Source organism: Roseivivax sp. (assembly GCF_054552075.1).
The window spans coordinates 97,609-119,605 of the sequence record NZ_JBTOLZ010000012.1 but is presented as its reverse complement, the minus strand read 5'-3'; the positions used below and the strand labels follow the sequence as shown (position 1 = coordinate 119,605).

At 68.8% G+C, this 21,997-nt stretch carries 25 protein-coding genes; 18 read left to right on the top strand and 7 right to left on the bottom strand.

Annotation, left to right across the window (positions count from 1 at the left end; all coding sequences use genetic code 11):
• Positions 1 to 630: 630 nt before the first annotated feature.
• Entirely contained in the window at positions 631 to 1,071 is a 441-nt protein-coding gene (locus tag ACX938_RS11135; protein WP_459431103.1) for a YqaA family protein, read from the bottom strand.
• A 7-nt stretch (positions 1,072 to 1,078) separates the two neighbouring features.
• Positions 1,079 to 1,648, bottom strand: coding sequence for a LabA-like NYN domain-containing protein (locus tag ACX938_RS11130; RefSeq protein WP_232753791.1), 570 nt, complete (start codon positions 1,646 to 1,648; stop codon positions 1,079 to 1,081).
• Between the two features lie 158 nt (positions 1,649 to 1,806).
• On the opposite strand from ACX938_RS11130, the gene folK reads away from it, so the two are divergent.
• From folK to ACX938_RS11080, 10 genes are all read left to right on the top strand, one after another.
• Positions 1,807 to 2,379 (top strand): 2-amino-4-hydroxy-6-hydroxymethyldihydropteridine diphosphokinase, encoded by a 573-nt coding sequence (gene folK, locus ACX938_RS11125; RefSeq protein ID WP_459431102.1) that lies wholly within the window; start codon positions 1,807 to 1,809, stop codon positions 2,377 to 2,379.
• Positions 2,380 to 2,459: 80 nt separating this feature from the next.
• Positions 2,460 to 2,816: a DNA-directed RNA polymerase subunit omega gene (gene rpoZ, locus ACX938_RS11120; protein ID WP_232753789.1), complete on the top strand. Its 357-nt coding sequence runs from the start codon at positions 2,460 to 2,462 to the stop codon at positions 2,814 to 2,816.
• 41 nt (positions 2,817 to 2,857) lie between these two features.
• Positions 2,858 to 4,999, top strand: coding sequence for a RelA/SpoT family protein (locus ACX938_RS11115; RefSeq protein WP_232753788.1), 2,142 nt, complete (start codon positions 2,858 to 2,860; stop codon positions 4,997 to 4,999).
• 49 nt (positions 5,000 to 5,048) lie between these two features.
• Positions 5,049 to 5,675: a DUF2062 domain-containing protein gene (locus tag ACX938_RS11110; protein WP_370634924.1), complete on the top strand. Its 627-nt coding sequence runs from the start codon at positions 5,049 to 5,051 to the stop codon at positions 5,673 to 5,675.
• A gap of 36 nt (positions 5,676 to 5,711) precedes the next feature.
• Positions 5,712 to 6,464: a pyridoxine 5'-phosphate synthase gene (locus ACX938_RS11105; protein WP_459431101.1), complete on the top strand. Its 753-nt coding sequence runs from the start codon at positions 5,712 to 5,714 to the stop codon at positions 6,462 to 6,464.
• 34 nt (positions 6,465 to 6,498) lie between these two features.
• Positions 6,499 to 6,969 (top strand): nucleoside deaminase, encoded by a 471-nt coding sequence (locus ACX938_RS11100; RefSeq protein ID WP_459431100.1) that lies wholly within the window; start codon positions 6,499 to 6,501, stop codon positions 6,967 to 6,969.
• The gene (gene acpS / locus ACX938_RS11095; protein ID WP_232753784.1) at positions 6,966 to 7,370 is read left to right on the top strand and encodes a holo-ACP synthase; all 405 of its coding nucleotides are present in this window, start codon (positions 6,966 to 6,968) and stop codon (positions 7,368 to 7,370) included. The genes ACX938_RS11100 and acpS overlap by 4 nt, the downstream gene beginning before the upstream one ends.
• Positions 7,371 to 7,423: 53 nt before the next feature.
• Positions 7,424 to 8,257, top strand: a complete 834-nt coding sequence (gene lepB, locus ACX938_RS11090; protein WP_232753783.1) for a signal peptidase I — start codon at positions 7,424 to 7,426, stop codon at positions 8,255 to 8,257.
• The gene (rnc, locus tag ACX938_RS11085; RefSeq protein WP_232753782.1) at positions 8,254 to 8,940 is read left to right on the top strand and encodes a ribonuclease III; all 687 of its coding nucleotides are present in this window, start codon (positions 8,254 to 8,256) and stop codon (positions 8,938 to 8,940) included. Before lepB ends, rnc begins: the two co-directional genes overlap by 4 nt.
• Positions 8,937 to 9,827 carry a DMT family transporter gene (locus tag ACX938_RS11080; RefSeq protein WP_459431099.1) on the top strand — a complete coding sequence of 297 codons (891 nt, stop codon included), beginning with the start codon at positions 8,937 to 8,939 and terminating at the stop codon, positions 9,825 to 9,827. The genes rnc and ACX938_RS11080 overlap by 4 nt, the downstream gene beginning before the upstream one ends.
• Positions 9,828 to 9,984: 157 nt before the next feature.
• Here ACX938_RS11080 and ACX938_RS11075 read toward each other — a convergent pair whose 3' ends face one another.
• Positions 9,985 to 10,377, bottom strand: a complete 393-nt coding sequence (locus ACX938_RS11075; protein ID WP_459431098.1) for a DUF1801 domain-containing protein — start codon at positions 10,375 to 10,377, stop codon at positions 9,985 to 9,987.
• A 115-nt stretch (positions 10,378 to 10,492) separates the two neighbouring features.
• Here ACX938_RS11075 and era point away from each other — a divergent pair, with 115 nt between their 5' ends.
• The 6 genes from era (at position 10,493) to ACX938_RS11045 (ending at position 14,153) form a co-directional block, all read left to right on the top strand.
• A complete protein-coding gene (gene era, locus ACX938_RS11070; protein WP_459431097.1) occupies positions 10,493 to 11,401 on the top strand; it encodes a GTPase Era in 909 nt (302 codons plus the stop codon).
• Positions 11,394 to 11,729, top strand: a complete 336-nt coding sequence (locus ACX938_RS11065) for a DUF1491 family protein (RefSeq protein WP_459431096.1) — start codon at positions 11,394 to 11,396, stop codon at positions 11,727 to 11,729. The genes era and ACX938_RS11065 overlap by 8 nt, the downstream gene beginning before the upstream one ends.
• 295 nt (positions 11,730 to 12,024) lie before the next feature.
• Positions 12,025 to 12,762 (top strand): DNA repair protein RecO, encoded by a 738-nt coding sequence (gene recO, locus ACX938_RS11060; protein WP_459431095.1) that lies wholly within the window; start codon positions 12,025 to 12,027, stop codon positions 12,760 to 12,762.
• A gap of 43 nt (positions 12,763 to 12,805) precedes the next feature.
• Positions 12,806 to 13,471, top strand: coding sequence for a CDP-diacylglycerol--glycerol-3-phosphate 3-phosphatidyltransferase (gene pgsA, locus ACX938_RS11055; protein WP_232753776.1), 666 nt, complete (start codon positions 12,806 to 12,808; stop codon positions 13,469 to 13,471).
• Positions 13,471 to 13,716, top strand: coding sequence for a molybdopterin converting factor subunit 1 (gene moaD, locus ACX938_RS11050; protein ID WP_459431094.1), 246 nt, complete (start codon positions 13,471 to 13,473; stop codon positions 13,714 to 13,716). Before pgsA ends, moaD begins: the two co-directional genes overlap by 1 nt.
• Entirely contained in the window at positions 13,716 to 14,153 is a 438-nt protein-coding gene (locus ACX938_RS11045; protein ID WP_459431093.1) for a molybdenum cofactor biosynthesis protein MoaE, read from the top strand. The genes moaD and ACX938_RS11045 overlap by 1 nt, the downstream gene beginning before the upstream one ends.
• 382 nt (positions 14,154 to 14,535) lie before the next feature.
• Here ACX938_RS11045 and ACX938_RS11040 read toward each other — a convergent pair whose 3' ends face one another.
• From ACX938_RS11040 to ACX938_RS11025, 4 genes are all read right to left on the bottom strand, one after another.
• Positions 14,536 to 15,735 carry a surface lipoprotein assembly modifier gene (locus tag ACX938_RS11040; protein ID WP_459431092.1) on the bottom strand — a complete coding sequence of 400 codons (1,200 nt, stop codon included), beginning with the start codon at positions 15,733 to 15,735 and terminating at the stop codon, positions 14,536 to 14,538.
• A 62-nt stretch (positions 15,736 to 15,797) separates the two neighbouring features.
• Positions 15,798 to 16,682, bottom strand: coding sequence for a transferrin-binding protein-like solute binding protein (locus ACX938_RS11035; protein ID WP_459431091.1), 885 nt, complete (start codon positions 16,680 to 16,682; stop codon positions 15,798 to 15,800).
• Between the two features lie 618 nt (positions 16,683 to 17,300).
• Positions 17,301 to 18,695 carry an aspartate aminotransferase family protein gene (locus ACX938_RS11030; RefSeq protein WP_459431090.1) on the bottom strand — a complete coding sequence of 465 codons (1,395 nt, stop codon included), beginning with the start codon at positions 18,693 to 18,695 and terminating at the stop codon, positions 17,301 to 17,303.
• Positions 18,696 to 18,849: 154 nt separating this feature from the next.
• Complete coding sequence (locus tag ACX938_RS11025) at positions 18,850 to 19,548, bottom strand: GntR family transcriptional regulator (RefSeq protein WP_459431089.1); 699 nt, start codon at positions 19,546 to 19,548, stop codon at positions 18,850 to 18,852.
• Between the two features lie 166 nt (positions 19,549 to 19,714).
• Between ACX938_RS11025 and ACX938_RS11020 the strand changes: the two genes are divergently transcribed.
• Together ACX938_RS11020 and ACX938_RS11015 are read left to right on the top strand one after the other, a co-directional pair.
• Entirely contained in the window at positions 19,715 to 20,800 is a 1,086-nt protein-coding gene (locus ACX938_RS11020; RefSeq protein WP_459431088.1) for a polyamine ABC transporter substrate-binding protein, read from the top strand.
• 70 nt (positions 20,801 to 20,870) lie between these two features.
• Positions 20,871 to 21,995: an ABC transporter ATP-binding protein gene (locus ACX938_RS11015; protein ID WP_232753768.1), complete on the top strand. Its 1,125-nt coding sequence runs from the start codon at positions 20,871 to 20,873 to the stop codon at positions 21,993 to 21,995.
• Positions 21,996 to 21,997 lie beyond the last annotated feature (2 nt).

Below are 21,997 nucleotides of genomic sequence, written 5' to 3'. Positions count from 1 at the left end.
TTCCCGCTTCCCGCTTCCCGCTTCCCGCTTCCCGCTTCCCGCTTCCCGCTTCCCGCTTAGACGCGAAACCGACAGGCGGCACGGAAAACACCCCTTCTCGCACAGCACACCGGTCGGCCGCCCTCGCCACAATCCGCTCCAGAGGGCGCGCGCCGGGCCGGGGGCCGGCGCTGCTGACCTCTGGGCTAAGCGCTTTATCCCAGCAGGGTCAGGACTAGCGATAAGCTAAGCGCGCCACTCCAAGGAGCGCCGGCCCAAGGGGCCGGTCCGGCGCGCGCCCGGCATCTTCGATGCTATTCGGGCGCAAGAAGGGGGTGCGGCTGATGTGGGCTGCGTGGCGCGTGGAAGACTGGGAGTGACGACCTAACCGCAGAATACGCGACCCGCTGGACCACGACCACGGCTGCGACTCGGCGGCCCTCCACGGTCGACACCCTTCGGAACAGAGGGCGTGCGCCGGGCCGGGGGCCGGCGCTGCTGACCCCTGAGCAATGCGCTTTATCCCAACAAGGTCAGGACTAGCGATAAGCTATGCACGCCACCCCAAGGAGCGCCGGCCCATCGGGCCGGTCCGGCGCGCGCCCGGCACCTTCGGTGCTATTCGGGCGCAAGGAGGGCGCCAGCCCCCCCCTACCCCGCCGCGGCGGCGGTGGCCCAGGCGAGCGCCACGTAGCGCCCGGTCTTGGCCAGGCTCACCAGCACCAGGAACTTCCAGGCCGCCACCCGCATCACACCCGCGATCACCGTGAAGGCGTCGCCCAGCGGCGCCCAGCTCAGAAGCAGGGTCCAGAGACCGTAGCGCTGCCAGAACCGCTGGGCGCGGTCGAGCTGGCGCTCGGAGGCGGGGAACCAGCGGCGGTGACGGAAGCGCTCGGCGCCGAGGCCCAGCGCGTAGTTCACCACCGCGCCCAGCACGTTGCCGACGCTTGCCACCGTCACGATCAGCCAGAGCGGCCAGCGCCCGTCGAGCTGCATCGCGACGAAGACCACCTCACTCTGGAACGGCAGCACGGTCGCCGCCCCGAAGGCGGCGAGGAACAGGCCCATCAGCCCGAAAGCCCCCGCAGTCATCCCGCCCTCAGGCGGAGCTGGCGGCGGTATTGGCGCTGTCGTCGCTCTCGCGCGGGGGCCGGCCGATGACCTGGCGCAGCTCGTCGAGCTCGATGAAGTTGTCGGCCTGGCGGCGCAGCTCGTCGGCGATCATCGGCGGCTGCGAGCGGATCGTCGAGACCACCGAGACCCGCACGCCCTGGCGCTGCAGGCTCTCGACCAGCGGCTTGAAGTCGCCGTCGCCCGAGAACAGCACGATGTGGTCGACGCGCGGCGCCAGCTCCATGGCATCGACAGTCAGCTCGATGTCCATGTTGCCCTTGACCTTCCGGCGGCCCTGGCTGTCGGTGTATTCCTTGGCGGGCTTGGTCACCATGGCGAAGCCGTTGTAGTGCAGCCAGTCCACCAACGGGCGGATCGGGGAATATTCCTCGTTCTCGAGGAGCGCGGTGTAGTAGAAGGCCCGGATCATCCGTCCGCGGCGCAGGAATTCCTGCCGCAGGAGCTTGTAATCGATGTCGAAACCAAGCGATTTGGCCGCGGCATACAGGTTGGAGCCATCTATGAACAGCGCGAGCCGTTCGTCTTTGTAAAACATGATTTCCTCTCAATAACGTCTGCGTCGAATAGAACGGGAGTGAACCGTTGCAGCCACTCGAGCGCAGAACACACTACAAATACTTTTAAATATCGTTCCCGCAAGCGTGGGGCTGCGGCAACTAAGGATGGACCCCTACCCGAAAGGATAGAAAACACATGGATTCGCGGCAAGACGTGCTGGTGGCCCTGGGCGCGAACCTGCCTTGGCAGGGGGCGCCGCCCGAGGTGACCCTCTCCCGGGCGCTCACCGTTCTGGCGGGCGGGCCGCTGCGGCTCCGGGCGCTGGCGCGCTTCTACCGCACGCCCTGTTTCCCCGCCGGCGCCGGGCCAGATTACGTCAATGGCGCGGTGCGGCTCGCCGCGCCGGAGGCGCTCGCACCCGCCGAGATCCTGGCCGAGCTGCACCGGATCGAGGCGCTCTTCGGGCGCCACCGCGAGACCCGCTGGGGGATGCGCACGCTGGACCTGGACCTGATCGCCGTGGGCCAGCGGCTCCTGCCCGACCGCGCGGGATGGGCCGCCTGGCGCGACCTGCCGCCCTCGGAACAGGCGCGGCTCGCCCCGGACGAGCTGATCCTGCCGCATCCGCGCCTGGCCGACCGCGCCTTCGTGATCGTGCCCCTGGCCGATGTGGCGCCGGACTGGCGCCACCCGGTCGAGGGGCGCAACCTGGCGGAAATGCGCGCCGCCCTGCCCGCCGAAGCGCGCGCCGAAATCCGTGCAATGTAACGTGAAGCCCGCTTGTCAATAGGCTTGTGCCGCGTTAGATAGCACTCTTCTGACGTCAGACCCGAAGACTGGAGACAAACATGGCCCGCGTGACGGTTGAAGATTGCGTCGACAAGGTTCCGAACCGCTTCGAGCTGGTGCTCCTGTCCGCCCATCGCGCCCGCGAGATTTCGTCCGGTGCGGCGATCACGCTGGACCGGGACAACGACAAGAACCCCGTCGTGGCCCTGCGCGAAATCGCCGAGGAAACCCAGTCCTCCGACGAGCTGCGCGAGCGTCTGATCGAGTCCAAGCAGACCCAGATCGAGGTGGACGAGCCCGAGGATGACGCCATGGCGCTGCTCATGGGCTCGGAGCCGGCCGACAAGCCGCAGGAGGACGACATGTCCGAAGAGAAGCTCCTGCGCGCGCTGATGGAGGCGCAGGGCGAAAGCTGAGGCTCGCCCCCCGCGGGCGAGCGCCGAAAGGATGAAGGCGCATGATTGCCGCCGATGACCTCATTGCGCTCGTTCGCAACTACAATCCGAAGACCAACGAGGCGCTGATCCGCGCGGCCTTCGCCTATGGCGAGGCAATGCACGACGGCCAGACGCGGCAGTCGGGTGATCCCTATTTCACCCATCCCGTGGCCGTCGCCGCGATCCTCACCGAACAGCAGCTCGACGACGCCACGATCGTGACCGCGCTCCTGCACGACACGATCGAGGACACCAAGTCGACCTATCTCGAGATCTCCGAGCGATTCGGCGAAGAGGTCGCGATGCTGGTCGACGGGGTCACCAAGCTGACCAACCTGCAGCTCTCCTCGACCGAGACCAAGCAGGCGGAGAACTTCCGCAAGCTCTTCATGGCGATGTCCAAGGACCTGCGGGTGATCCTGGTCAAGCTCGCCGACCGGCTGCACAACATGCGCACCATCAAGGCCATGCGCGAGGAGAAGCAGCTCCAGAAGGCGCGCGAGACCATGGACATCTATGCGCCGCTCGCCGGCCGCATGGGCATGCAGTGGATGCGCGAGGAGCTCGAGGACCTGGCCTTCCGGGTGATCAACCCCGAGGCCCGGGTCTCGATCATCCGCCGCTTCATCACGCTGCAGCGCGAGGCCGGCGACGTGATCCCGCGGATCACCAACGACATGCGCCACGAGCTCGACGCCGTGGGCATCGAGGCCGAGGTCTTCGGCCGCGCCAAGAAGCCCTATTCGATCTGGCGCAAGATGCAGGAGAAGGAGCTCTCCTTCTCGCGGCTCTCGGACATCTACGGCTTCCGCATCATCACCCGCTCGGAGATGGACTGCTACCGCGCGCTCGGCACCATCCACCGCCGCTGGCGGGCGGTGCCGGGGCGCTTCAAGGACTACGTGAGCCAGCCCAAGTCGAACGGCTACCGCTCGATCCACACCACCGTCTCGGGCCGCGACGGCAAGCGCGTGGAGGTGCAGATCCGCACCCGCCAGATGCACGAGGTTGCCGAGACCGGCGTCGCCGCGCATTGGTCCTACCGTGACGGCGTGCGGGCGCAGAACCCCTTCGCGGTGGATCCGGCGAAGTGGATCGCCTCGCTGACCGAGCAGTTCACCGCCGAGGAGGACCACGACGAGTTCCTCGAGGCGGTGAAGCTCGAGATGTATTCCGACCAGGTCTTCTGCTTCACCCCCAAGGGCGAGGTGGTGAAGCTGCCGAAAGGCGCGACGCCGCTCGATTTCGGCTATGCGATTCACACCCGCATCGGCTCGGCCTGCGTCGGGGCCAAGGTCGACGGAATCCGCGTGCCGCTCTGGACCCGGCTGAAGAACGGCCAGTCGGTGCAGATCATCACCGCCGACGGCCAGACGCCGCAGGCGACCTGGCTCGACATCGCCAAGACCGGCAAGGCCAAGTCCGCGATCCGCCGCTCGCTGCGCGAGGCCCGCAAGGGCCGCTTCGTGAAGCTCGGCCGCGAGATCGCCCGCTCGGCCTTCGAACATGTCGGCAAGAAAGCCTCGGACAAGGTGCTGGAGAAGGCCGCCAAGACCCTGCGCCTGGCCGACGGCGAGGCGCTCCTGGCGCGGCTGGGCTCGGCCGAGATTTCCGCCCGCGACGTGGTGGCGGCGGTCTATCCCGACCTCTCGCCCCGGCCCCATTCCGAGGTCGACACCGCCCGGGCGGTCATCGGCCTTGCCCATGACCAGGCGTTTTCCCGCGCCGATTGCTGCCAGCCGCTGCCCGGCGAGCGCATCGTCGGCATCGTCCGCCGCGGCCAGGGGGTGATCGTGCATGCCATCGACTGCCCGAATCTCGTCGAGGTCGAGGACGAGCCCGACCGCTGGCTCGACATCCAGTGGGCCGAGGGGCGGCACCCGGCGGTCTACGATGTGACGCTCGACCTCACGATCGGCAACGACGCCGGTGTCCTGGGACGGATTTGCACGTTGATCGGAGAGCGCAAGGCCAATATCTCCAACCTGCAGTTCCGGGACCGGAAACCCGATTTCTACCGGCTCGACATCAACCTCGAACTCAGCGATGCCGAACACATGCACTCGGTGATCTCGGCGCTGGAGGCGGAAAGCGATGTCGCCCAGGTGGAGCGCAAACGGGACACCGACCGGATAGACCAGGCCCGGACGGCCGCAGAGTAGCTTTGGGGGTAGCCCGCCTTTGGTCTTCAGGCGACGCGAACAGCCACCGGTGTGGAAACGGGCCCTGCGCGCGCTCTGGCCGCAGGGTGGTTGGGGACGTGCGGCGCTGTATATCCGCCACCGCCTGACCCGCCTGCCCGACCCGCCCGACAAGATCGGCCGCGGCATCTTCGCGGGCGTCTTCATGACCTTCACCCCGCTCTACGGGCTGCATTTCTTCCTGGCCGCGCTCCTGGCCTGGGTGCTGCGCGGCAACGTGCTGGCCGGGCTCATGGGCACCTTCTTCGGCAATCCGCTGACCTATGTGCCGATCGCGGTGGTCTCGATGCAGACCGGCAACTGGATCCTCGGAATCGAAAGCGACCCCGAGGACCATCGCGGCATCGGCCAGAAGTTCGCCGCCGCCGGGCGCGACCTCTGGGACAACTTCCTGGCGATCTTCACGCCCGAGAAGGCCGACTGGGCGGACCTGTCGCTTTTCTACGACGATGTCTTCTTCCCCTATCTCGTGGGCGGGGTGATCCCGGGCATCATCGCGGGTCTGATCTGCTACTACATCTCGCTGCCGCTGATCCGGGCCTACCAGAACCGCCGCAGCGGGGTGATCGCCGCCAAGCTCGCGACGCTGAAGGCGAAAAAGCAGAAACAGGCTGACGGCAACGCCTCGGCGGACTAGCTTGCCGTCCGAGGCCGGCTGGAGAGGGCAGAACCCATGGGCAGCGACGAGACAACATTGCGGCTGGGCGTGAACATCGACCACGTGGCCACCCTGCGCAACGCCCGCGGCGGGGCCTACCCCGACCCGGTGCGCGCCGCGAAACTGGCCGAGGCCGCCGGCGCCGACGGCATCACCGCGCATCTGCGCGAGGATCGCCGCCACATCCGCGACGCCGACATCGACGCGCTCATGGCGGCGCTGGCGGTGCCCCTGAACTTCGAGATGGCCGCCACGGTCGAGATGCAGGAGATCGCCCTGCGGCACCGCCCGCATGCGGTCTGCATCGTGCCCGAGAAGCGCGAGGAGCGCACCACCGAGGGCGGGCTCGAGGTGGCGGGCGACAAGGCGCGTCTGGCCGAGTTCATCGAGCCGCTGGCCGCCGTCGGCTGCCGGGTGTCGCTTTTCGTGGCCGCCGACCGCGACCAGATTTCCGCGGCCGCCGAGATCGGCGCCGCGGTGGTCGAGCTGCACACCGGGGCCTATTGCGACTACCACTACGAAGGCCGCTTCGCCGAACGCGACGAGGAGCTGGCGCGCCTGGGCGAGATGGCGCGGCTGGCGCATGGCCTTGGCCTCGAGGTGCACGCGGGCCACGGGCTGACCTTCGACACCGTGACCCCGGTCGCCGCCTTCCCCGAGGTGCGCGAGCTGAACATCGGCCATTTCCTGATCTCCGAGTCGGTCTTTGCCGGGCTCGAGGGCGCGATTTCCGAGATGCGCGCGCTCATGCGCTCGGCGCGGGCCTGATGGCTTCCGGGGTGCGAAGCGCGGCGGGGGCGGCATGGCCCTGACGCCCACCGAGAGCGAGCTGGCGGCGCTCGACCGGGTGATCGCCGAGGCGCGCGCGCTTTATGAGGCGCGCGGCGGCCAAGTGCCGGTCTTCACCGCCGCGGTGGTCAAGGACGGCCAGACCGTCACGCTCGACCGCAACGAGGTCTCCGACAGCTGCGACCCCTCGCGCCACGCCGAGATCGTCGCGCTGGGCCGCGCCGCCGCGGCGCTTGGCGGCACGGATCTGTCGGGGGCGACGCTGGTCGCCTCCATGCAGCCCTGCGAGATGTGCCTCGCGGCGATGCGCTGGGCCGGCATCGACCGGCTGGTCTTCGCCATGACCCAGGAGGCGGCGCCGGACTTCTTCCAGTTCCCCGCGCTCGGGCTCGCCGATTACGCCCGCGCCTCGGGCGGCGCCTTCGACTGGGCCGGCGGCCTGCGGCTCGAGGAGCTGCGCGACATCTACGGGGCGGCGCGATGATCCTCGGCGTCGGCACGGACCTTTGCAACATCGACCGGATCCAGGGCACGCTCGACCGGTTCGGCGACCGGTTCCGCAACCGGGTCTTCACCGAGATCGAGCAGAAGAAGGCCGAACGCCGCGCCGATGTGGCCGGCACCTACGCCAAGCGCTGGGCCGCCAAGGAGGCCTGTTCCAAGGCGCTCGGCACCGGCTTGCGCATGGGCATCGCCTGGAAGGACATGGCGGTCACCAACCTGCGCACCGGCCAGCCGGTCATGCAGGTCACCGGCTGGGCCAAGGACCGCCTGGCCGAGATGACCCCCGAGGGCCACGAGGCGATCATCCACGTCACGCTGACCGACGATCACCCCTGGGCGCAGGCCTTCGTCGTGATCGAGGCCCGCCCGACCCGCGCTTGACTCCCGTGGGCCCGGGCGGCACTTAACCCGCGCAAGAGGCAAAGGGGCAGAGCATGGCAAAGGACGCGTCTTCGGGCGGCTTGTGGGAAACCGTGAAAACGGTGGTCTACGCGCTCTTGATCGCCGGCGTGTTCCGCACGCTGTTCTTCCAGCCGTTCTGGATTCCCTCGGGCTCGATGAAGGACACGCTGCTGATCGGCGACTTCCTCTTCGTGAACAAGATGGCCTACGGCTATTCCTACGCCTCCTGTCCCTCGGTGCGGCTGCCCTCGGTGGGCATCGACATCGACGCGAAGGACATCTGCGGCATCTTCGACGGCGACAACGGCCGGTTCTTGGGCTCCGCGCCCGAGCGCGGCGACATCGTGGTCTTCCGCCACCCGGTCAACGGCTCGGACTTCATCAAGCGGCTGATCGGCCTGCCCGGCGACCGCGTGCAGCTGCGCGACGGCCAGGTCTACCTCAACGGCGAGGCGGTCCCGCTCGAGCGCAACGGCAGCTTCGAGGAACTGGCCGAGCCCCAGGGCCCGAACCGCGTGCGCCCGCGCTGCGCCAACGGCCCCGTGGGCGACGGCGGCACCTGCGTGAAAGAGAAATTCACCGAGACCCTGCCGGGCGGGCTCAGCCATTCGGTGCTGAACATCACCGACCAGGGTTCGGACGACACCCCGGTCTATACCGTCCCCGAGGGGCATTACTTCTTCATGGGCGACAACCGCGACAACTCGGCCGACAGCCGGGTGCCGAATGTCGCCGGCGGCGTCGGCTTCGTGCCGCATGAGAACCTCGTCGGCCGGGCCGACCGGGTGATCTTCTCCTCGGCGGGCAGCTCGATGCTGTTCTTCTGGACCTGGCGCGGCGACCGCTTCTTCGAGGCGCTCGAGTGAGCCGATCGGCGGAACTCTCCGAGCTCGAAGGCCGGATCGGGCTGCGCTTCGACCGGGTGGACCTCCTGCGCGAGGCGCTGACCCATGGCTCGGCCTCGAGCCCCGGGCGCGACGACAACCAGCGGCTCGAATTCCTCGGCGACCGGGTGCTGGGCCTGGTCATGGCCGAGGCGCTTCTCGAACGTGACCGCGCCGCCGCCGAAGGCCAGCTCGCCCCGCGCTACAACGCGCTGGTCCGCAAGGAAACCTGCGCCGAGGTGGCCCGCGAGTTCGGCATCGGCGACGCGCTGAAGCTCGGCCGCTCGGAGCGGCTCTCGGGCGGGCGGCGGAAGATGGCGCTTCTGGGCGACGCCATGGAGGCGGTGATCGCCGCGGTCTACATCGACCAGGGTTTCGAGACCGCCAAGGACTTCGTGCTGCGGCTCTGGGGCCAGCGCATCGACAGCGTCGAGACCGACGCCCGCGACCCCAAGACCGCGCTGCAGGAATGGGCCCAGGCGCGCGGGCTGCCGCCGCCGGCCTATGTCGAGACCGCGCGCTCGGGCCCCGACCACCAGCCGATCTTCACCATCGAGGCGCGGCTCGAAAGCGGCGAGACCGCCGAGGCCAGCGCCGGATCGAAACGCCAGGCCGAGCAGAGCGCGGCCAAGGCCCTTCTGGACGCGCTCGAAGGCGGGGCATGAGCCCCAACCTGCAAGGCAGCCTCTTCATGGTGGCGGCCATGCTGGGCTTCGCCATCGAGGACGCTCTGTTCAAGGCCGCGGTGGCGGGCATCTCGCCGGGGCTCGGCACCTTCTTCTTCGGGGTGATCGGCCTGACGATCTACGCGGGCCTCGTGCGCCGCGCCGGCGAGCGGGTCTGGACCCGCGCCTATCTGTCGAAAACCCTGCTGGTGCGCTCGGGCTTCGAGGTCATGGGCCGGCTCTTCTTCGCGCTGGCGCTGGCCTTCGCGCCCCTTTCGGTGACCTCGGCGATCCTGCAGGCGGCGCCCCTGGTGGTGACGCTGGGCGCGGCGCTGGTCCTCGGCGAAAAGGTCGGGCCGATGCGCTGGACGGCCATGGCGGTGGGCTTCGCGGGCGTGCTTCTGATCCTGCGCCCGACGCCCGCGGGCTTCGAGGCCAGCGCGCTTTTCGCGGTGCTGGCGATGATCGGCTTTGCCTGCCGGGATCTCGCCACCCGCGCCAGCCCGCCGGAGATCTCGGCGATGCAGCTCGGCATTCCGGGCTTCCTGACGGTGACGGCAGCGGGGCTGGTGATCCTGGCCTTCGAGCCCGGCGCGCCGTCGCTGCCCACGGGCTCCTCGGCGCTGCTGATCCTGGCGACCGGCGTCACCGGGGTCTGCGCCTATACCGCGCTGACCCGGGCGATGCGCAGCGGCGATGTCGCGGTGGTGGCGCCCTTCCGCTATTCCCGGCTGCTTTTCGCGCTGGTCATCGCGGTCCTGGTCTTCGCCGAGACGCCGGACGCGCCGATGCTGGCCGGGGCGGCGCTGATCGTGGGGTCTGGCCTCTTCACGCTCTGGCGCTCGGACCGGGCCGCGCGGGCCGCCCGCGCCGCACGCTCGAGCTGAGCCGATCGGGTCGGGCCGTCCGGCCCCGCGCTGCCAGCTCTGGCCAAGCGGTTCCAACCGCCCGTCACGACCTCGCCCCGCGCGCAGATCCAGCGACCCTTCCGGGCCCGGCGCCGTGCGCCCTCGCTGACCTGCTCCAACCGCGTCCGGCCGCGCCCTAGTTCAACCGCTCCAACCGCCCCTTCCGGGCGACGATGTTCTTGTAGTCCCATTGCACCGCCCGCGCCTCGGCGAGCCAGGCTTTCAGGGCCCCGAGGTCGATCTCGCCCACCGCCGTGTAGCGCCGCTCGGCGGCCTTGAAGTTGCCGGTCGCCTCCAGCCCCGGCGTCTCGAAGCCCTGGCCGCTCCAGAACATCAGCCGCAGCGCGTCGCGCAGGCGGCTGTAGCCCACCACCGGGTTGTCGGCGAGGAACCAGACCGGATGGGCATGCCAGATCCGCCCCTGGGCCTCGGGCAGCACCTCCGAGATCGTCTCGCGCAGCACCGCGCAGATCGCCTGGTCGCCGGGGGCGAGGCGCGCGTGATAGGCGGAGATCATGTCCCGTGGCATGGCCCCAGTCTAACCGCTTCGCGCGCGGAAATCCCGCCTTTCGCGACACCGGGGCCTCTGGCCAGCGACATTGGCTTCCGCTAGAAGGCACATCTTGAGTTTCAGGAGACTGCCCATGACCACCCGCGCCGGTTTCATCGCCCTCATCGGCGAGCCCAATGCGGGCAAGTCGACGCTGACCAACCGCATGGTGGGCGCCAAGGTGTCGATCGTCACCCACAAGGTGCAGACCACCCGCACGCGCATCCGCGGTGTCTCCATCGAGGACGACGCCCAGCTGATCTTCGTCGACACCCCCGGCCTCTTCAAGCCGCGCCGCCGGCTCGACCGCGCCATGGTCGCCGCCGCCTGGGGCGGGGCCGCCGATGCCGACATCGTGGTGCTGCTGGTCGAGGCCCACCGCGGCGTGACCGAGGGCGTCGAGGCGATCCTCGAAGAGCTCGACACCGTCGGCCACGGCCGCCCCGTGGCGCTGGCGATCAACAAGATCGACCGGGTGAAGGCCGAGACGCTGCTGGCGCTGTCCAAGGCGCTGAACGACCGCTTCACCTTCGCCGAGACCTTCATGATCTCGGCCGAGAAGGGCTACGGCGTCGATGACCTGCGGACCTGGCTGGGCCAGACCCTGCCCGAGGGGCCCTGGCTCTATCCCGAGGACCAGATCGCCGATCTGCCGATGCGCATGATCGCCGCCGAGATGACCCGCGAGAAGCTGACCCTGCGGCTGCACCAGGAGCTGCCCTACCAGCTCACCGTGGAGACCGAGAGCTGGCAGGAGCGCAAGGACGGCTCGGCCCGCATAGACCAGGTGATCTACGTCAGCCGCGACGGCCACAAGGGCATCGTGCTGGGCCACCGGGGCGAGACGGTGAAAGCGATCTCCAAGGCCGCGCGCGAGGAGCTCGAGGAGTTCCTGGGCCGCCGGGTGCATCTCTTCGTGCAGATCAAGGTGCGCGAGAAGTGGCTCGAAGAGGCCGAGCGCTATTCCGAGATGGGTCTCGACTTCCGCGACGGCGATGGCTGAACCCCGGCTGACGGCGCGCTTCTGGGTCGATGCCTACCGGCGGCGGCTGGCGCTGATGGACATCCCCTGTTTCGTGGTCGCCCATGGCGACGACACCGCGGGCGCGGTGCTGGTGAAGCTCTCCACCCTCGACGGGCGGGCGCGGGCCTTCACCCGGGCCTTCGACCTTCAGACCGGCGCGCGCATCTGGACCGAGCTGACCGCCGGCCCCGAGGGCGAGGTCGACGCCGCGATCTCGCGCCAGCGCGGCTTCGACCCGGACCTCTGGGTGATCGAGGTCGAGGACCGCGAAGGCCGCCACCAGCTCGACGCCGAGGGGTTGGGCTGAGCGTTTGGCGGCGGACTGCGGGGCGGGATCGCCTCGCCCGCAGGCCAGGACGTGACAGCGCCGTCGCGCTCCTCAGCTCCAAACGGGCCGACCTTTGGAGCCAGCGCGCAGCTCCCCCGGTCGCAACCGCCCGCGCGTCACTCCCGCCGCCCACCAGAGCCGCACGCCTCCCAGCAACCAGAGTCCCCAAACTCCTGCCCGCCAAAGCCCAAAGCCTCCCAACCACCAAATCCGCCACACCGCCCCTCGCCGATCCCCCCTTGCGCCCGGGCCCGGCGCATCCGACCTTGCCCTCATGGACTGGCGCGACACCGGCATCCTTCTTTCCGCCCGCCGCCACGGCGAGACCTCGGCGATCCTCGAGGTCTTCACCCGCGCGCATGGCCGCCACATGGGCGTCCTGCGCGGCGCCAGCTCGCGCCGGCTCGCCGCCGCCCGCCAGCCCGGGGCCGAGCTCGACCTCGCCTGGCGCGCCCGGCTCGAGGACCACATCGGCACATATACCGTCGAGCTGAACCGCTCGCGCGCGGCGGTGGCCATGGGCGACCCGCTGGCGCTTGCGGGGCTGAACGCGCTGACCGCGCTTCTCTCCTTCACCCTGCCCGAACGCGAGGCCCATCCCGACCTCTACACCCGCACCGGCACGCTGCTCGAACTGCTGGCCCAGCCCGAGCTCTGGCCGCTGGCCTACCTGCGCTGGGAGATGGCGCTGCTCGACGAGATGGGCTTCGGCCTCGACCTCAGCCAATGCGCCGCCACCGGGCGCGCCAACGACCTGGCCTATGTCTCGCCCAAGACCGGGCGGGCGGTCTCGCGCTCGGGTGCGGGCGACTGGGCGCCGCGGCTCCTGCCCCTGCCCGAGGTCATGCTGGGCGCCGGCCCCGGCGATGACGCCGAGGTCCTGACCGCGCTTGGCACCACCGGGCATTTCCTGGCCCACCACCTGGCGCCCTCGCTCGGCGAGAAGCCCCTGCCGCCCGCGCGGGCGCTGTTTCTCGACCGGCTGGCGCGCCGCGCCCGGGAGACGGACTGACATGCCGCTTTTCCACGGCCCCAAGGCAGGATAGGACAGGCACATGCGTTGGACCCTGCCGAATATCCTCACCGTTCTGCGCCTCGCCGCCGCGCCCGGCGTCGCGGTGATGTTTCTCTATTTCGCCCGCCCCTTCGCCGATTGGTGCGCGCTGATTCTCTTCATGGGGGCGGCGATCACCGATTGGTTCGACGGCTACCTGGCCCGCGCCTGGGGCGCGGAGACCAAGCTCGGGGCCATGCTCGACCCGATCGCCGACAAGGCCATGGTGGTGATCGCGCTCATGGTGATCGTGGGCTATTCCTCCTATTCGCCCTGGCTGGTGCTGCCGGCCACCGTGATCCTCTTCCGCGAGGTCTTCGTCTCGGGGCTCCGGGAATACCTCGGCGACACCGCCGGCACGCTGAAGGTGACCCGGCTCGCCAAGTGGAAGACCACGCTGCAGATGGTCGCCATCGCGGTGCTCTTCGCCCAGGGCATCTTCGAGCATTACCTCGTCGCCTCGACCTACGGGATGGACCAGGCGCTGGTGCAGTCGATCCTCGCGGGCGAGACGCCGGACGAGCTGGGCCTCGGCTGGAAGGAGACCGGCATGATCTGGACCGGCAACCTGGGGCTGCTGCTCCTCTGGGTCGCGGCGGTGCTGACCGCGATCACCGGGCTCGATTATTTCCGCAAGGCCCTGCCCCACCTGACGGAGGACCGCTGATGGATGTGCTCTATTTCGCCTGGTTGCGCGAACGCATCGGCGCGCCCAAGGACCACGTCGAGACACAGGCCGCCACGGTCAACGAACTGGTGGAGGAGCTGCGCGCCCGCGAGGAGCGCTACGCCTTGGCCTTCGCCGATCTCTCCGCGCTGCGCGTGGCGCTCGACCAGGAGCTCGCCGATTTCGACGCCCCGCTCGCGGGCGTGCGCGAGGTCGCCTTCTTCCCGCCGATGACGGGCGGCTGATGCGGATCCTGGTGCAGGAGAGCCCCTTCGACTTCGCCGCCGAGGCCGAGGCTTTCGCCAAGGGCCGCGCCGATCTCGGCGCCGTGGTGACCTTCAGCGGCCAGGTCCGCGACAGCGGCGGGCTCGCGCGGATGGAGATCGAGCACTACCCTGGCATGACCGAGAAAGCCCTGCGCGGCATCGCCGAGGAGGCCCGCAGCCGCTGGTCGCTCGGCGAGGTGCTGGTGATCCACCGCCACGGCCGACTGCTGCCCGGCGAGCGCATCATGATGGTCGCCACCGCCGCCCGCCACCGCCGCGACGCCTTCGAGGCCGCGGAGTTCCTGATGGACTACCTGAAGTCCCGCGCGCCGTTCTGGAAGAAGGAACACTTCGCCGAAGGCGCCGCCTGGGTCGAGGCGAAGGACGAGGACGAGGACGCGCTGACCCGCTGGTGAGCGGCGGGGCGGTGATGGGCGGAGAGGCACTCGTCCGGCGGTGAGCCCCGCCGTCGCGACCCCGCCGATGTGCTCCGCGCCGCGCTCCCACGCGCCACAGGTCAAACCCCACGCGCCAAACCGCCACCACCCAGCCAATCAAAAGCGCACCGCGCCCACCAGGGCGCCACCCCCAGCCCCTTCAGCTTGGCCAAAATACCTCGGGGGTGAATGCGGGCCGCAAAGGCCCGCAGAGGGGGCAGCGCCCCCTGCAACGGTCCGGGGGGCCACAAGCCCCCAGGACCCGCCCAAGGCGCTTTCACAAAGCGCCACGGGCCAGACATGCCCCCGCGCCCCAAAGGCGCGGGGACCGCCGGATCAAAAAACCGACCCGACCCCGCGCTCAAAACGCATTGGTCAGCCCCGCCCCAAGGCTCAGGTCGCGATAGCCATAGGCCTCGATCGAGCTTTCCCGCCGGGCCGCGCCGAGGTCGACGTAGGGTGAAAACCGCCCGAGCAGCACCACGTCGGTCTTCTCGATGCGCATCTCCACCCCGTATTCGGTCTCGATGCGCCGCTCGGACAGCCCCGCCGTGGGCTCTTCCTGGCGGAAGCCCTGCAGGTAGACCTCGGGCGCGACGCGCCAGCCGCCGGCGAACTCCTTGCTGTAGCCCAGCCGCAGCTCGGCGAAATCATAGGCCTGGCTCGGGTCCTCGGCGTTCTGGCGCTGGTAGCTGCCCTCGAGCGAGAGCTGCGCGCGGCCTTCGAGCGGCCGGGCCACCTCCAGCGCGATCTGCCCGCGCGTGGCCTCCTGGTCGCCCTCGCGGCCGAAGCGCACCTCCTGCAGCCCGGCCTCGAGGGTGGTCCGCAGCCCGCTGGCGCGCTGGAAGCTGACGCCGCTGCGCATCCCCACGCGGGTCTCGGAGAGGTCATGCGCCGCCCAGGAGCGTCCCGCCGTGGCCTCGACGAAGACCGTGCGCTGCGGCCAGGTGAACTGCAGCCCGAGCGCCAGGTCGCCGCTCTCGCGGTCGTAGGTCTCGCCTTCGGTCTGGTAGAGGTCGCCCTCGATCTGCGCATAGGCCGCGGCCCCGGCGTCGCCCGGCGCGAGCTCCAGCGCCCATTGCCGGCGCAGCCCGCCCTCGAGCGCCAGCCCGGTGTCGGGCGGGGCTTCGCGGTCCATCTCGAAGACCAGGGTCTGGCCGCCGAAGGTCACCTCGATCTCGTCGGTGTCATAGGCGCGCCCGGCGCCCGGTGGGGCCTCGAAGCCCAGGGTGAAATCCAACCGCCAGCCGCGGCGATCGTCGATCTCGCGGATGTAGCGCAACACGCGTGCGCGAACCGGATCGGGCAGCCCGCCGCCCGAGAGCACGAGGCGGAACTCGTCGCGGGCCTGACCGAACCGCCCGGCCTCGAAAAGCGCCCGCGCCAGTTCGAGACGCACGCGGACAAGGCTCGGGTCCTCGGCCAGGAGCGCCCGGAGCCGCCGCGCGGCGCTCTGGGGCCGGCCCTCTGCCATGGCGCGCAACGCGCCCTGGAACTCGGCCTCCATCTGCCCCGGCGCCCGGGCGGGCGTGGCGGCACTGGCCTGGGCCTCCGCCCGCATCGGCAGGGCGGTCGTGAAAACAGCGGCCGCCAGGGCGGCCGCTGTCAGAATGCGCAGGGCGTTCACGGCTGCTGGACCCCGCCGAAGGCGCCGATGTAGCCGTTGTCGTTCGCGTCCATCACGAAGGTGCCGCCGACTTCTTCCGCCTCGGGGCCGTAGAAGCGGCCGGTGACGGTGCCCGAGACGTCACCCTGGGACGTGGCCTCGAAGCTTGCCCGGTTCAGCTGACCGGTGGCGGTGAAGTCGAGGTCGCTGAGCGAGGTGGTGCCCGAGCTGGTGTTGCTGCTGTTCACGGTGATTGCCGAGAAATCGGTCGTCACTTCGATGTCCGAGGTGGTTTCGAAGACATTGCCGTCCGCGTCAGCGGTCTGACCGTAGCTCTGGCCGTTGTAGGTCGCCGAAGCGTCATCGTCCGGCAGCTGGCTCGCCATGGTGTAGGAGCCGAAGGAGCCGACGCCGGCCGAACCCGACAGGCCATCCACACCGGTCTGCCATGCGCCGAAGCTCTGGTATTCGAGGCCCTGCCCTTCGGGATCGGCGAAGACCGCTGCGACGCCGCGATCTTCGTCGATCGCCACGATGGTGTCGCCGTCGGTGGTGATCTCGCCGCCGTCAGCGGTGTCGACGACGAAGTCGCCCTTGGAGTTGCGGACCCAGATCTTGGTGGCTTCGCCGGTTTCAGCGTCCCAGGTGACGTCGATCACGGCGCGGTTTTCGGTTTCCGGCTCACGGGTCACTTCCACGTCGCCGTTCTCGTCCGCGGCGAAGTCCGCCGAGGTCACCTGGCCCGCGGCGCGATAGGTGCCGCCGTCTTCCTGGGAGGCCTGGAAAGACTTGAATGCCGGCTGTTCGGGCAGGACTGCGGGGCTATCGGAGCTGCTCCCGCCACCGGTGCTGCAGGCCGCAAGAAGAGAGAGCGCGGAAGCGCCCAGAATAAGAACTCGCATGTATTCCTCGTTCACGTTGCTTGAATAACGCCGGTCTCATGGCACAAAAAATCGTGCCTCCGGATCAATTCCGGAGCGGGGTTTTCTTTATTGTTCTGGAAATCCCGCTTTTCTTTCCGACGCGCCCGGTGAGCCCGAGCAATCGCAAAGAACCACAAGCGAAAGTAGAGTGTAAACCCCGGTGCATTTGAATTTTTCAATTGCCCGGATTTGCATATCCGCAATAAAAACAATCGTTTATGCGAATATCAATATAAAACAATTCTTGAATTAGAGTGATAAATCCATGCAATTATTTATTTGCGTATTCTTGAATACGCAGATCCAAAAACCGCAAATCCCCGCCATCACCAATAACAAAAACACTCACCACCCGGGCGCACCCACAAAAGCCCGCGCCACGACCAGCCCCTTCAGCTTGGCCAAAATACCTCGGGGGTGAATGCGGGCCGCACAGGCCCGCAGAGGGGGCCGCGCCCCCTCAACCGGTCCGGGGGGCCACAAGCCCCCAGGACCCGCCCAAGGCGCTTTCACAAAGCGCCGCGGGCCAGACATGCCCCCGCGCCCCAAAGGCGCGGGGACCGCCGGATCACCGGCTTATCAGCGGGACACCACCCATCACGCCGGGGCGAAGAGCCCCTGCGCCTTGGCTTCTGCCATGGCCTCGTCGAGGCTCTTCCAGGCGCGGGCGATCAGCGCGTCGATCTCCTCGCGGGAGATCACCAGGGGCGGCGAGATGATCATCCGGTCGCCGACGTGGCGCATCACCAGGTTGTTGGCGAAGCAGCGCTCGCGGCAGAGGTAGCCGACGGTGCCGCCCTCGCCCTTGAAGGCGGCGCGCGCGCTCTTGTCGGGCGTCAGCGCCAGCGAGCCCATCATGCCGACGATCTTCGCCTCGCCCACCATCGGGTGTTCGCCCAGGCTCTTGAAGCGCTCCTTGAGGTAGGGGCCGGTGTCCTCGCGGACGCGGGTCACCACGCCTTCCTCGTCGAGGAGGCGCAGGTTCTCCAGCGCCACGGCGGCGGCCACGGGATGGCCTGAATAGGTGTAGCCGTGGTTGAACTCGCCGCCGCCGATGACCGAGGCCACCTCGGAGGAGACGATCGAGCCGCCGATCGGCTGGTAGCCCGAAGAGAGCCCCTTGGCCACGGTCATGATGTCGGGCGCGAGGTCCAGCGTCTGCGAGCCGAACCAGTTGCCGGTGCGCCCGAAGCCGCAGATCACCTCGTCGGCGATCAGCAGGATGCCGTAGTGCTTCACGATGCGCGAGACCTCGGGCCAGTAGGTCTCGGGGGCGACGATCACCCCGCCGGCGCCCTGCACCGGCTCGGCGATGAAGGCCGCGACGTTCTCGGGGCCGAGCTCGAGAATCTTCTCCTCGAGCTGGCGGGCGCGGGCGAGGCCGAATTCCTCGGGGCTCATCTCGCCGCCCTCGGCCCACCAGTTGGGCTGGTCGATGTGGTGCACATCGGGGATCGGCAGGCCGCCCTGGGCGTGCATGCCCTTCATGCCGCCCAGCGAGCCGGAGCCCACGGAGGAGCCGTGATAGGCGTTCCAGCGCGAGATGATCGCCTTTTTCTGCGGCTCGCCCTTCATCTCCCAATAGGTGCGCACCATGCGGATGTTGGTGTCATTGGCCTCGGAGCCCGAGCCCGCGAAGAAGACGTGGTTCAGATCGCCCGGCGCCAGCTCCGCCAGCTTCTCGGCCAGCCGGATCGCGGGCACGTGGCTGGTCTGGAAGAAGGTGTTGTAGAAGGGCAGCTCGGCCATCTGCCGGGCGGCGGCATCGACCAGCTCCTGCCGGCCGTAGCCGATGTTCACGCACCAGAGCCCGGCCATGCCGTCGAGGATGCGGTTGCCCTCGCTGTCGGTCAGCCAGCAGCCCTCGGCCGAGGTGATGATCCGCGCGCCCTTGCGGCCAAGCTCGGCCCCATGGGTGAAGGGATGCATGTGATGCGCCGCGTCGAGCGCCTGAAGCTCGGCGGTGGGAACGGTGTTGGTGAGCTGGGCCATGGGCGCGCCTCTCTGGTCTCAGGGGAGTGCGCCCAAAATATGATCAAATTCCGCGCTGTCAATCTTGCGGGCACGCGCGCGGTCACTCCCGCAGTCAGCTACGCGGGCACTCGCGCGGTCAGCCACGCGGGCACTCCCGCGGTCAGCCCCGCAGTCAGCCGCGCGCAGGCGGGACGGCCCGGGGGCCGAGCCCCTCGGCGATCTGCTCCATGCCCTGCAGCACGTCTTCGTCCATGGCCCGGGCGGCGGCCTCGGGGGCGCCGGCCTCGAGCGCGGCGATCAGCTCCTTGTGGCGGTCGGGCAGCCCTTCGGTGCCGAAACGCCCGCAGACCACCCGCAGCGAGGGGCCGAAGCGCAGCCAGAGCCCGTCGACCAGCCCGGTCAGGATCGCCGCGCCGGCAAACCCGTTCAGCGTGGCGTGGAAATGGTGGTTGCCGGTCAGATAACCGCCGACGTCGCCCCGGGCGATGGCGGCGTCGAGCGCGGCGTCGATCTCGCGCAGGCGGGTGATGCCCGCGGCGTCGATCCGGGCGGTGGCGCGGCGGGCAAGCTCGGGCTCCAGCGCCCGGCGCGCCACGGTCAGCTCCTCCAGCGCCTCGGCGTCCAACTCGGGCACCGCGATGCGCCGGTTGCCGCGGAAATCCAGCGCCCCTTCGGCGGTGAGCCGGCGCAGCGCCTCGCGCACCGGCGTCATGCCCGCGTCCAGAACCTCGGTCAGCCCCTGGATGGTCACCGCCTGCCCCGGCGCCAGCTCGCCGAACAGAATCATGTCGCGCAGCTGGCGGTAGACCTGTTCGTGCACCGGCAGCCGCGCCGCGCCCGGGGTCTCCGCCTGATCTGCCGAAGTCTTCATCTCCGCCCTCATCCTGCCGTGATGCCCGCCTGCCGGGCAATGCGGCCCATCTTGCACGGGCGCCGCACTGGTGAAAACATCCCAATGTTGCGAGGTGCCGCCGAATTTGATCAAAATAAAACGGTCAGAGCGGACAGACCGCCTCGGCATGATGGGAGAATGAAGAATGACTGCGAAACTGATGACCGGCGCCGCGGCGCTTGCGCTTGTCGCCGGATCCGCGCTCGCGCAGGAGGTCCGGGTCTACAACTGGTCCGACTACATCGACGAGGATCTCCTGACCGAGTTCGAGGAAGAAACCGGGATCGACCTGATCTACGACGTCTTCGATTCGAACGAGGTGCTCGAGACCAAGATGCTGGCGGGCTCCTCGGGCTATGACGTGGTGGTTCCCTCGGGCACCTTCCTGCAACGCCAGATCCAGGCCGGCGCCTTCCAGAAGCTCGACAAGTCGAAGCTGCCCAACCTCGACAACATGTGGGATGTGGTCGCCGAGCGCACCGCCACCTACGACCCGGGCAACGAATATTCGATCAACTACATGTGGGGCACCACCGGTATCGGCGTGAACGTCGGCAAGGTGCAGGAGCTTCTGGGCGAGGATGCCCCGATCTCCTCCTGGGACCTGGTCTTCGACCCCGCCAACATGGAGAAGCTGGCCAGCTGCGGCGTGCATTTCCTCGACGCCCCCGCCGAGATGATCCCCGCGGCGCTGAACTACATCGGCGAGAACCCCGACAGCCATGACCCCGATGTCATCGCCAAGGCCGGCGACGTCTTCGAGAAGGTCCGCCCGCACATCCAGAAGTTCCATTCCTCGGAATACATCAACGCGCTGGCCAACGGCGACATCTGCGTGGCGGTCGGCTGGTCCGGCGACATCCTGCAGGCCCGCGACCGCGCTGCCGAGGCCGAAAACGGCGTCGAGATCGCCTATAACGCGCCGGACGAGGGCGCGCAGATGTGGTTCGACCAGATGGCGATCCCCACCGATGCGCCCAACCCCGAGGCGGCCCATACCTTCCTGAACTTCATCATGGAGGCCGAGAACATGGCGCAGGCCTCGAACTACGTCTACTACGCCAACGGCAACAAGGCCGCCCAGGCGCATCTGAACGAGGACGTGATCGGCGATCCGGCGATCTATCCCTCCGAGGCGGCACTGGACAATCTCTTCACCACGACGCCCTATCCGCCGCGCGTGCAGCGCACGGTGACCCGGCTCTGGACCGAGATCAAATCGGGCGTCTGAGCCCAGCCTCCGGCCCGCGCCCCATCCCGGCGGCGCGGGCCTCGTCTTGTCCGACAATCAGGATAGCTACATGAGCCAGACCGTCTTCGCCCCCTGGGAAAACCCGGAGGAAGAGCCGCTGATCCGGTTCCGCAACGTGACCAAGCGGTTCGGCGATTTCACCGCCATCGACGATCTGACGCTCGACATCTACACCCGCGAGTTCTTCGCCCTGCTGGGCCCCTCGGGCTGCGGCAAGACCACGATGATGCGGATGCTGGCGGGCTTCGAGGCGCCGAGCGACGGCACCATCCTGCTGTCCGGCCAGGACATCGCGCCGATCCCGCCGAACCGGCGCGCGGTGAACATGATGTTCCAGAGCTACGCGCTCTTTCCGCATCTTTCGGTCTGGGAGAACATCGCCTTCGGGCTGAAGCGCGAATCCCAGGACCGCGAGGCCATCGCCGCCCGCGTCGAGGAGATGCTGCGTCTCACCCGGCTGACCAAGTTCGCCAAGCGCAAGCCGCACCAGATTTCCGGCGGCCAGCGCCAGCGCGTGGCCCTGGCGCGCAGCCTCGCCAAGGCGCCGAAGCTCCTGCTTCTGGACGAGCCGCTCGGCGCGCTCGACAAGAAGCTGCGCGAGCAGACCCAGTTCGAGCTGATGGACATCCAGGAGAAGACCGGCACCACCTTCGTCATCGTGACCCACGACCAGGAAGAGGCGATGACCGTGGCCAGCCGGGTCGCAGTCATGGACGAGGGCAAGCTGATCCAGGTCGCCACGCCGGACGTGATCTACGAGGCGCCCTCTTCGGTCTATGTGGCCGATTTCATCGGCGACGTGAACATCGTCGAGGGCCGCGGCACCCGCGAGGGCGAGCGCATCCGCCTCGACTGGGCCGAGGGCCAGCCGCCGATCTGGGGCACCCCGCGCGGCGCGCTCTCGACCGACCGGGCGGTCTATTTCGCCATCCGCCCCGAGAAGGTCTCGATCTCCAAGGAAAAGCCCGCCGACCGGCGCAACATGCTCGAGGGCGAGGTCGTCGACATCGCCTATCTCGGCAATATCTCGACCTATCACGTCCAGCTCGCCAACGGGCAGATGATGAAGGCCCAGACCGCCAACACCCGGCGGCTCGCCAACCGCGACATCACCTGGGAGGACCGGGTCTGGCTCTCCTTCACCGAAACCGCCGGCATCCTGCTGGAGCACTGAGC

What these genes read in the sequence shown, in the direction of transcription:
- ACX938_RS11115 (WP_232753788.1), top strand. Translation starts at nt 2,858, where the DNA reads ATGATTGCCGCCGATGACCTCATTGCGCTCGTTCGCAACTACAATCCG.
- ACX938_RS11100 (WP_459431100.1), top strand. Translation starts at nt 6,499, where the DNA reads ATGGCCCTGACGCCCACCGAGAGCGAGCTGGCGGCGCTCGACCGGGTG.
- era (WP_459431097.1), top strand. Translation starts at nt 10,493, where the DNA reads ATGACCACCCGCGCCGGTTTCATCGCCCTCATCGGCGAGCCCAATGCG.
- pgsA (WP_232753776.1), top strand. Translation starts at nt 12,806, where the DNA reads ATGCGTTGGACCCTGCCGAATATCCTCACCGTTCTGCGCCTCGCCGCC.
- ACX938_RS11080 (WP_459431099.1), top strand. Translation starts at nt 8,937, where the DNA reads ATGAGCCCCAACCTGCAAGGCAGCCTCTTCATGGTGGCGGCCATGCTG.
- recO (WP_459431095.1), top strand. Translation starts at nt 12,025, where the DNA reads ATGGACTGGCGCGACACCGGCATCCTTCTTTCCGCCCGCCGCCACGGC.
- ACX938_RS11020 (WP_459431088.1), top strand. Translation starts at nt 19,715, where the DNA reads ATGACTGCGAAACTGATGACCGGCGCCGCGGCGCTTGCGCTTGTCGCC.
- ACX938_RS11065 (WP_459431096.1), top strand. Translation starts at nt 11,394, where the DNA reads ATGGCTGAACCCCGGCTGACGGCGCGCTTCTGGGTCGATGCCTACCGG.
- folK (WP_459431102.1), top strand. Translation starts at nt 1,807, where the DNA reads ATGGATTCGCGGCAAGACGTGCTGGTGGCCCTGGGCGCGAACCTGCCT.
- ACX938_RS11130 (WP_232753791.1), bottom strand. Translation starts at nt 1,648, where the DNA reads ATGTTTTACAAAGACGAACGGCTCGCGCTGTTCATAGATGGCTCCAAC.
- ACX938_RS11025 (WP_459431089.1), bottom strand. Translation starts at nt 19,548, where the DNA reads ATGAAGACTTCGGCAGATCAGGCGGAGACCCCGGGCGCGGCGCGGCTG.
- lepB (WP_232753783.1), top strand. Translation starts at nt 7,424, where the DNA reads ATGGCAAAGGACGCGTCTTCGGGCGGCTTGTGGGAAACCGTGAAAACG.
- ACX938_RS11105 (WP_459431101.1), top strand. Translation starts at nt 5,712, where the DNA reads ATGGGCAGCGACGAGACAACATTGCGGCTGGGCGTGAACATCGACCAC.
- acpS (WP_232753784.1), top strand. Translation starts at nt 6,966, where the DNA reads ATGATCCTCGGCGTCGGCACGGACCTTTGCAACATCGACCGGATCCAG.
- ACX938_RS11030 (WP_459431090.1), bottom strand. Translation starts at nt 18,695, where the DNA reads ATGGCCCAGCTCACCAACACCGTTCCCACCGCCGAGCTTCAGGCGCTC.
- rpoZ (WP_232753789.1), top strand. Translation starts at nt 2,460, where the DNA reads ATGGCCCGCGTGACGGTTGAAGATTGCGTCGACAAGGTTCCGAACCGC.
- moaD (WP_459431094.1), top strand. Translation starts at nt 13,471, where the DNA reads ATGGATGTGCTCTATTTCGCCTGGTTGCGCGAACGCATCGGCGCGCCC.
- ACX938_RS11035 (WP_459431091.1), bottom strand. Translation starts at nt 16,682, where the DNA reads ATGCGAGTTCTTATTCTGGGCGCTTCCGCGCTCTCTCTTCTTGCGGCC.
- ACX938_RS11045 (WP_459431093.1), top strand. Translation starts at nt 13,716, where the DNA reads ATGCGGATCCTGGTGCAGGAGAGCCCCTTCGACTTCGCCGCCGAGGCC.
- ACX938_RS11135 (WP_459431103.1), bottom strand. Translation starts at nt 1,071, where the DNA reads ATGACTGCGGGGGCTTTCGGGCTGATGGGCCTGTTCCTCGCCGCCTTC.
- ACX938_RS11075 (WP_459431098.1), bottom strand. Translation starts at nt 10,377, where the DNA reads ATGCCACGGGACATGATCTCCGCCTATCACGCGCGCCTCGCCCCCGGC.
- ACX938_RS11040 (WP_459431092.1), bottom strand. Translation starts at nt 15,735, where the DNA reads ATGCGGGCGGAGGCCCAGGCCAGTGCCGCCACGCCCGCCCGGGCGCCG.
- ACX938_RS11015 (WP_232753768.1), top strand. Translation starts at nt 20,871, where the DNA reads ATGAGCCAGACCGTCTTCGCCCCCTGGGAAAACCCGGAGGAAGAGCCG.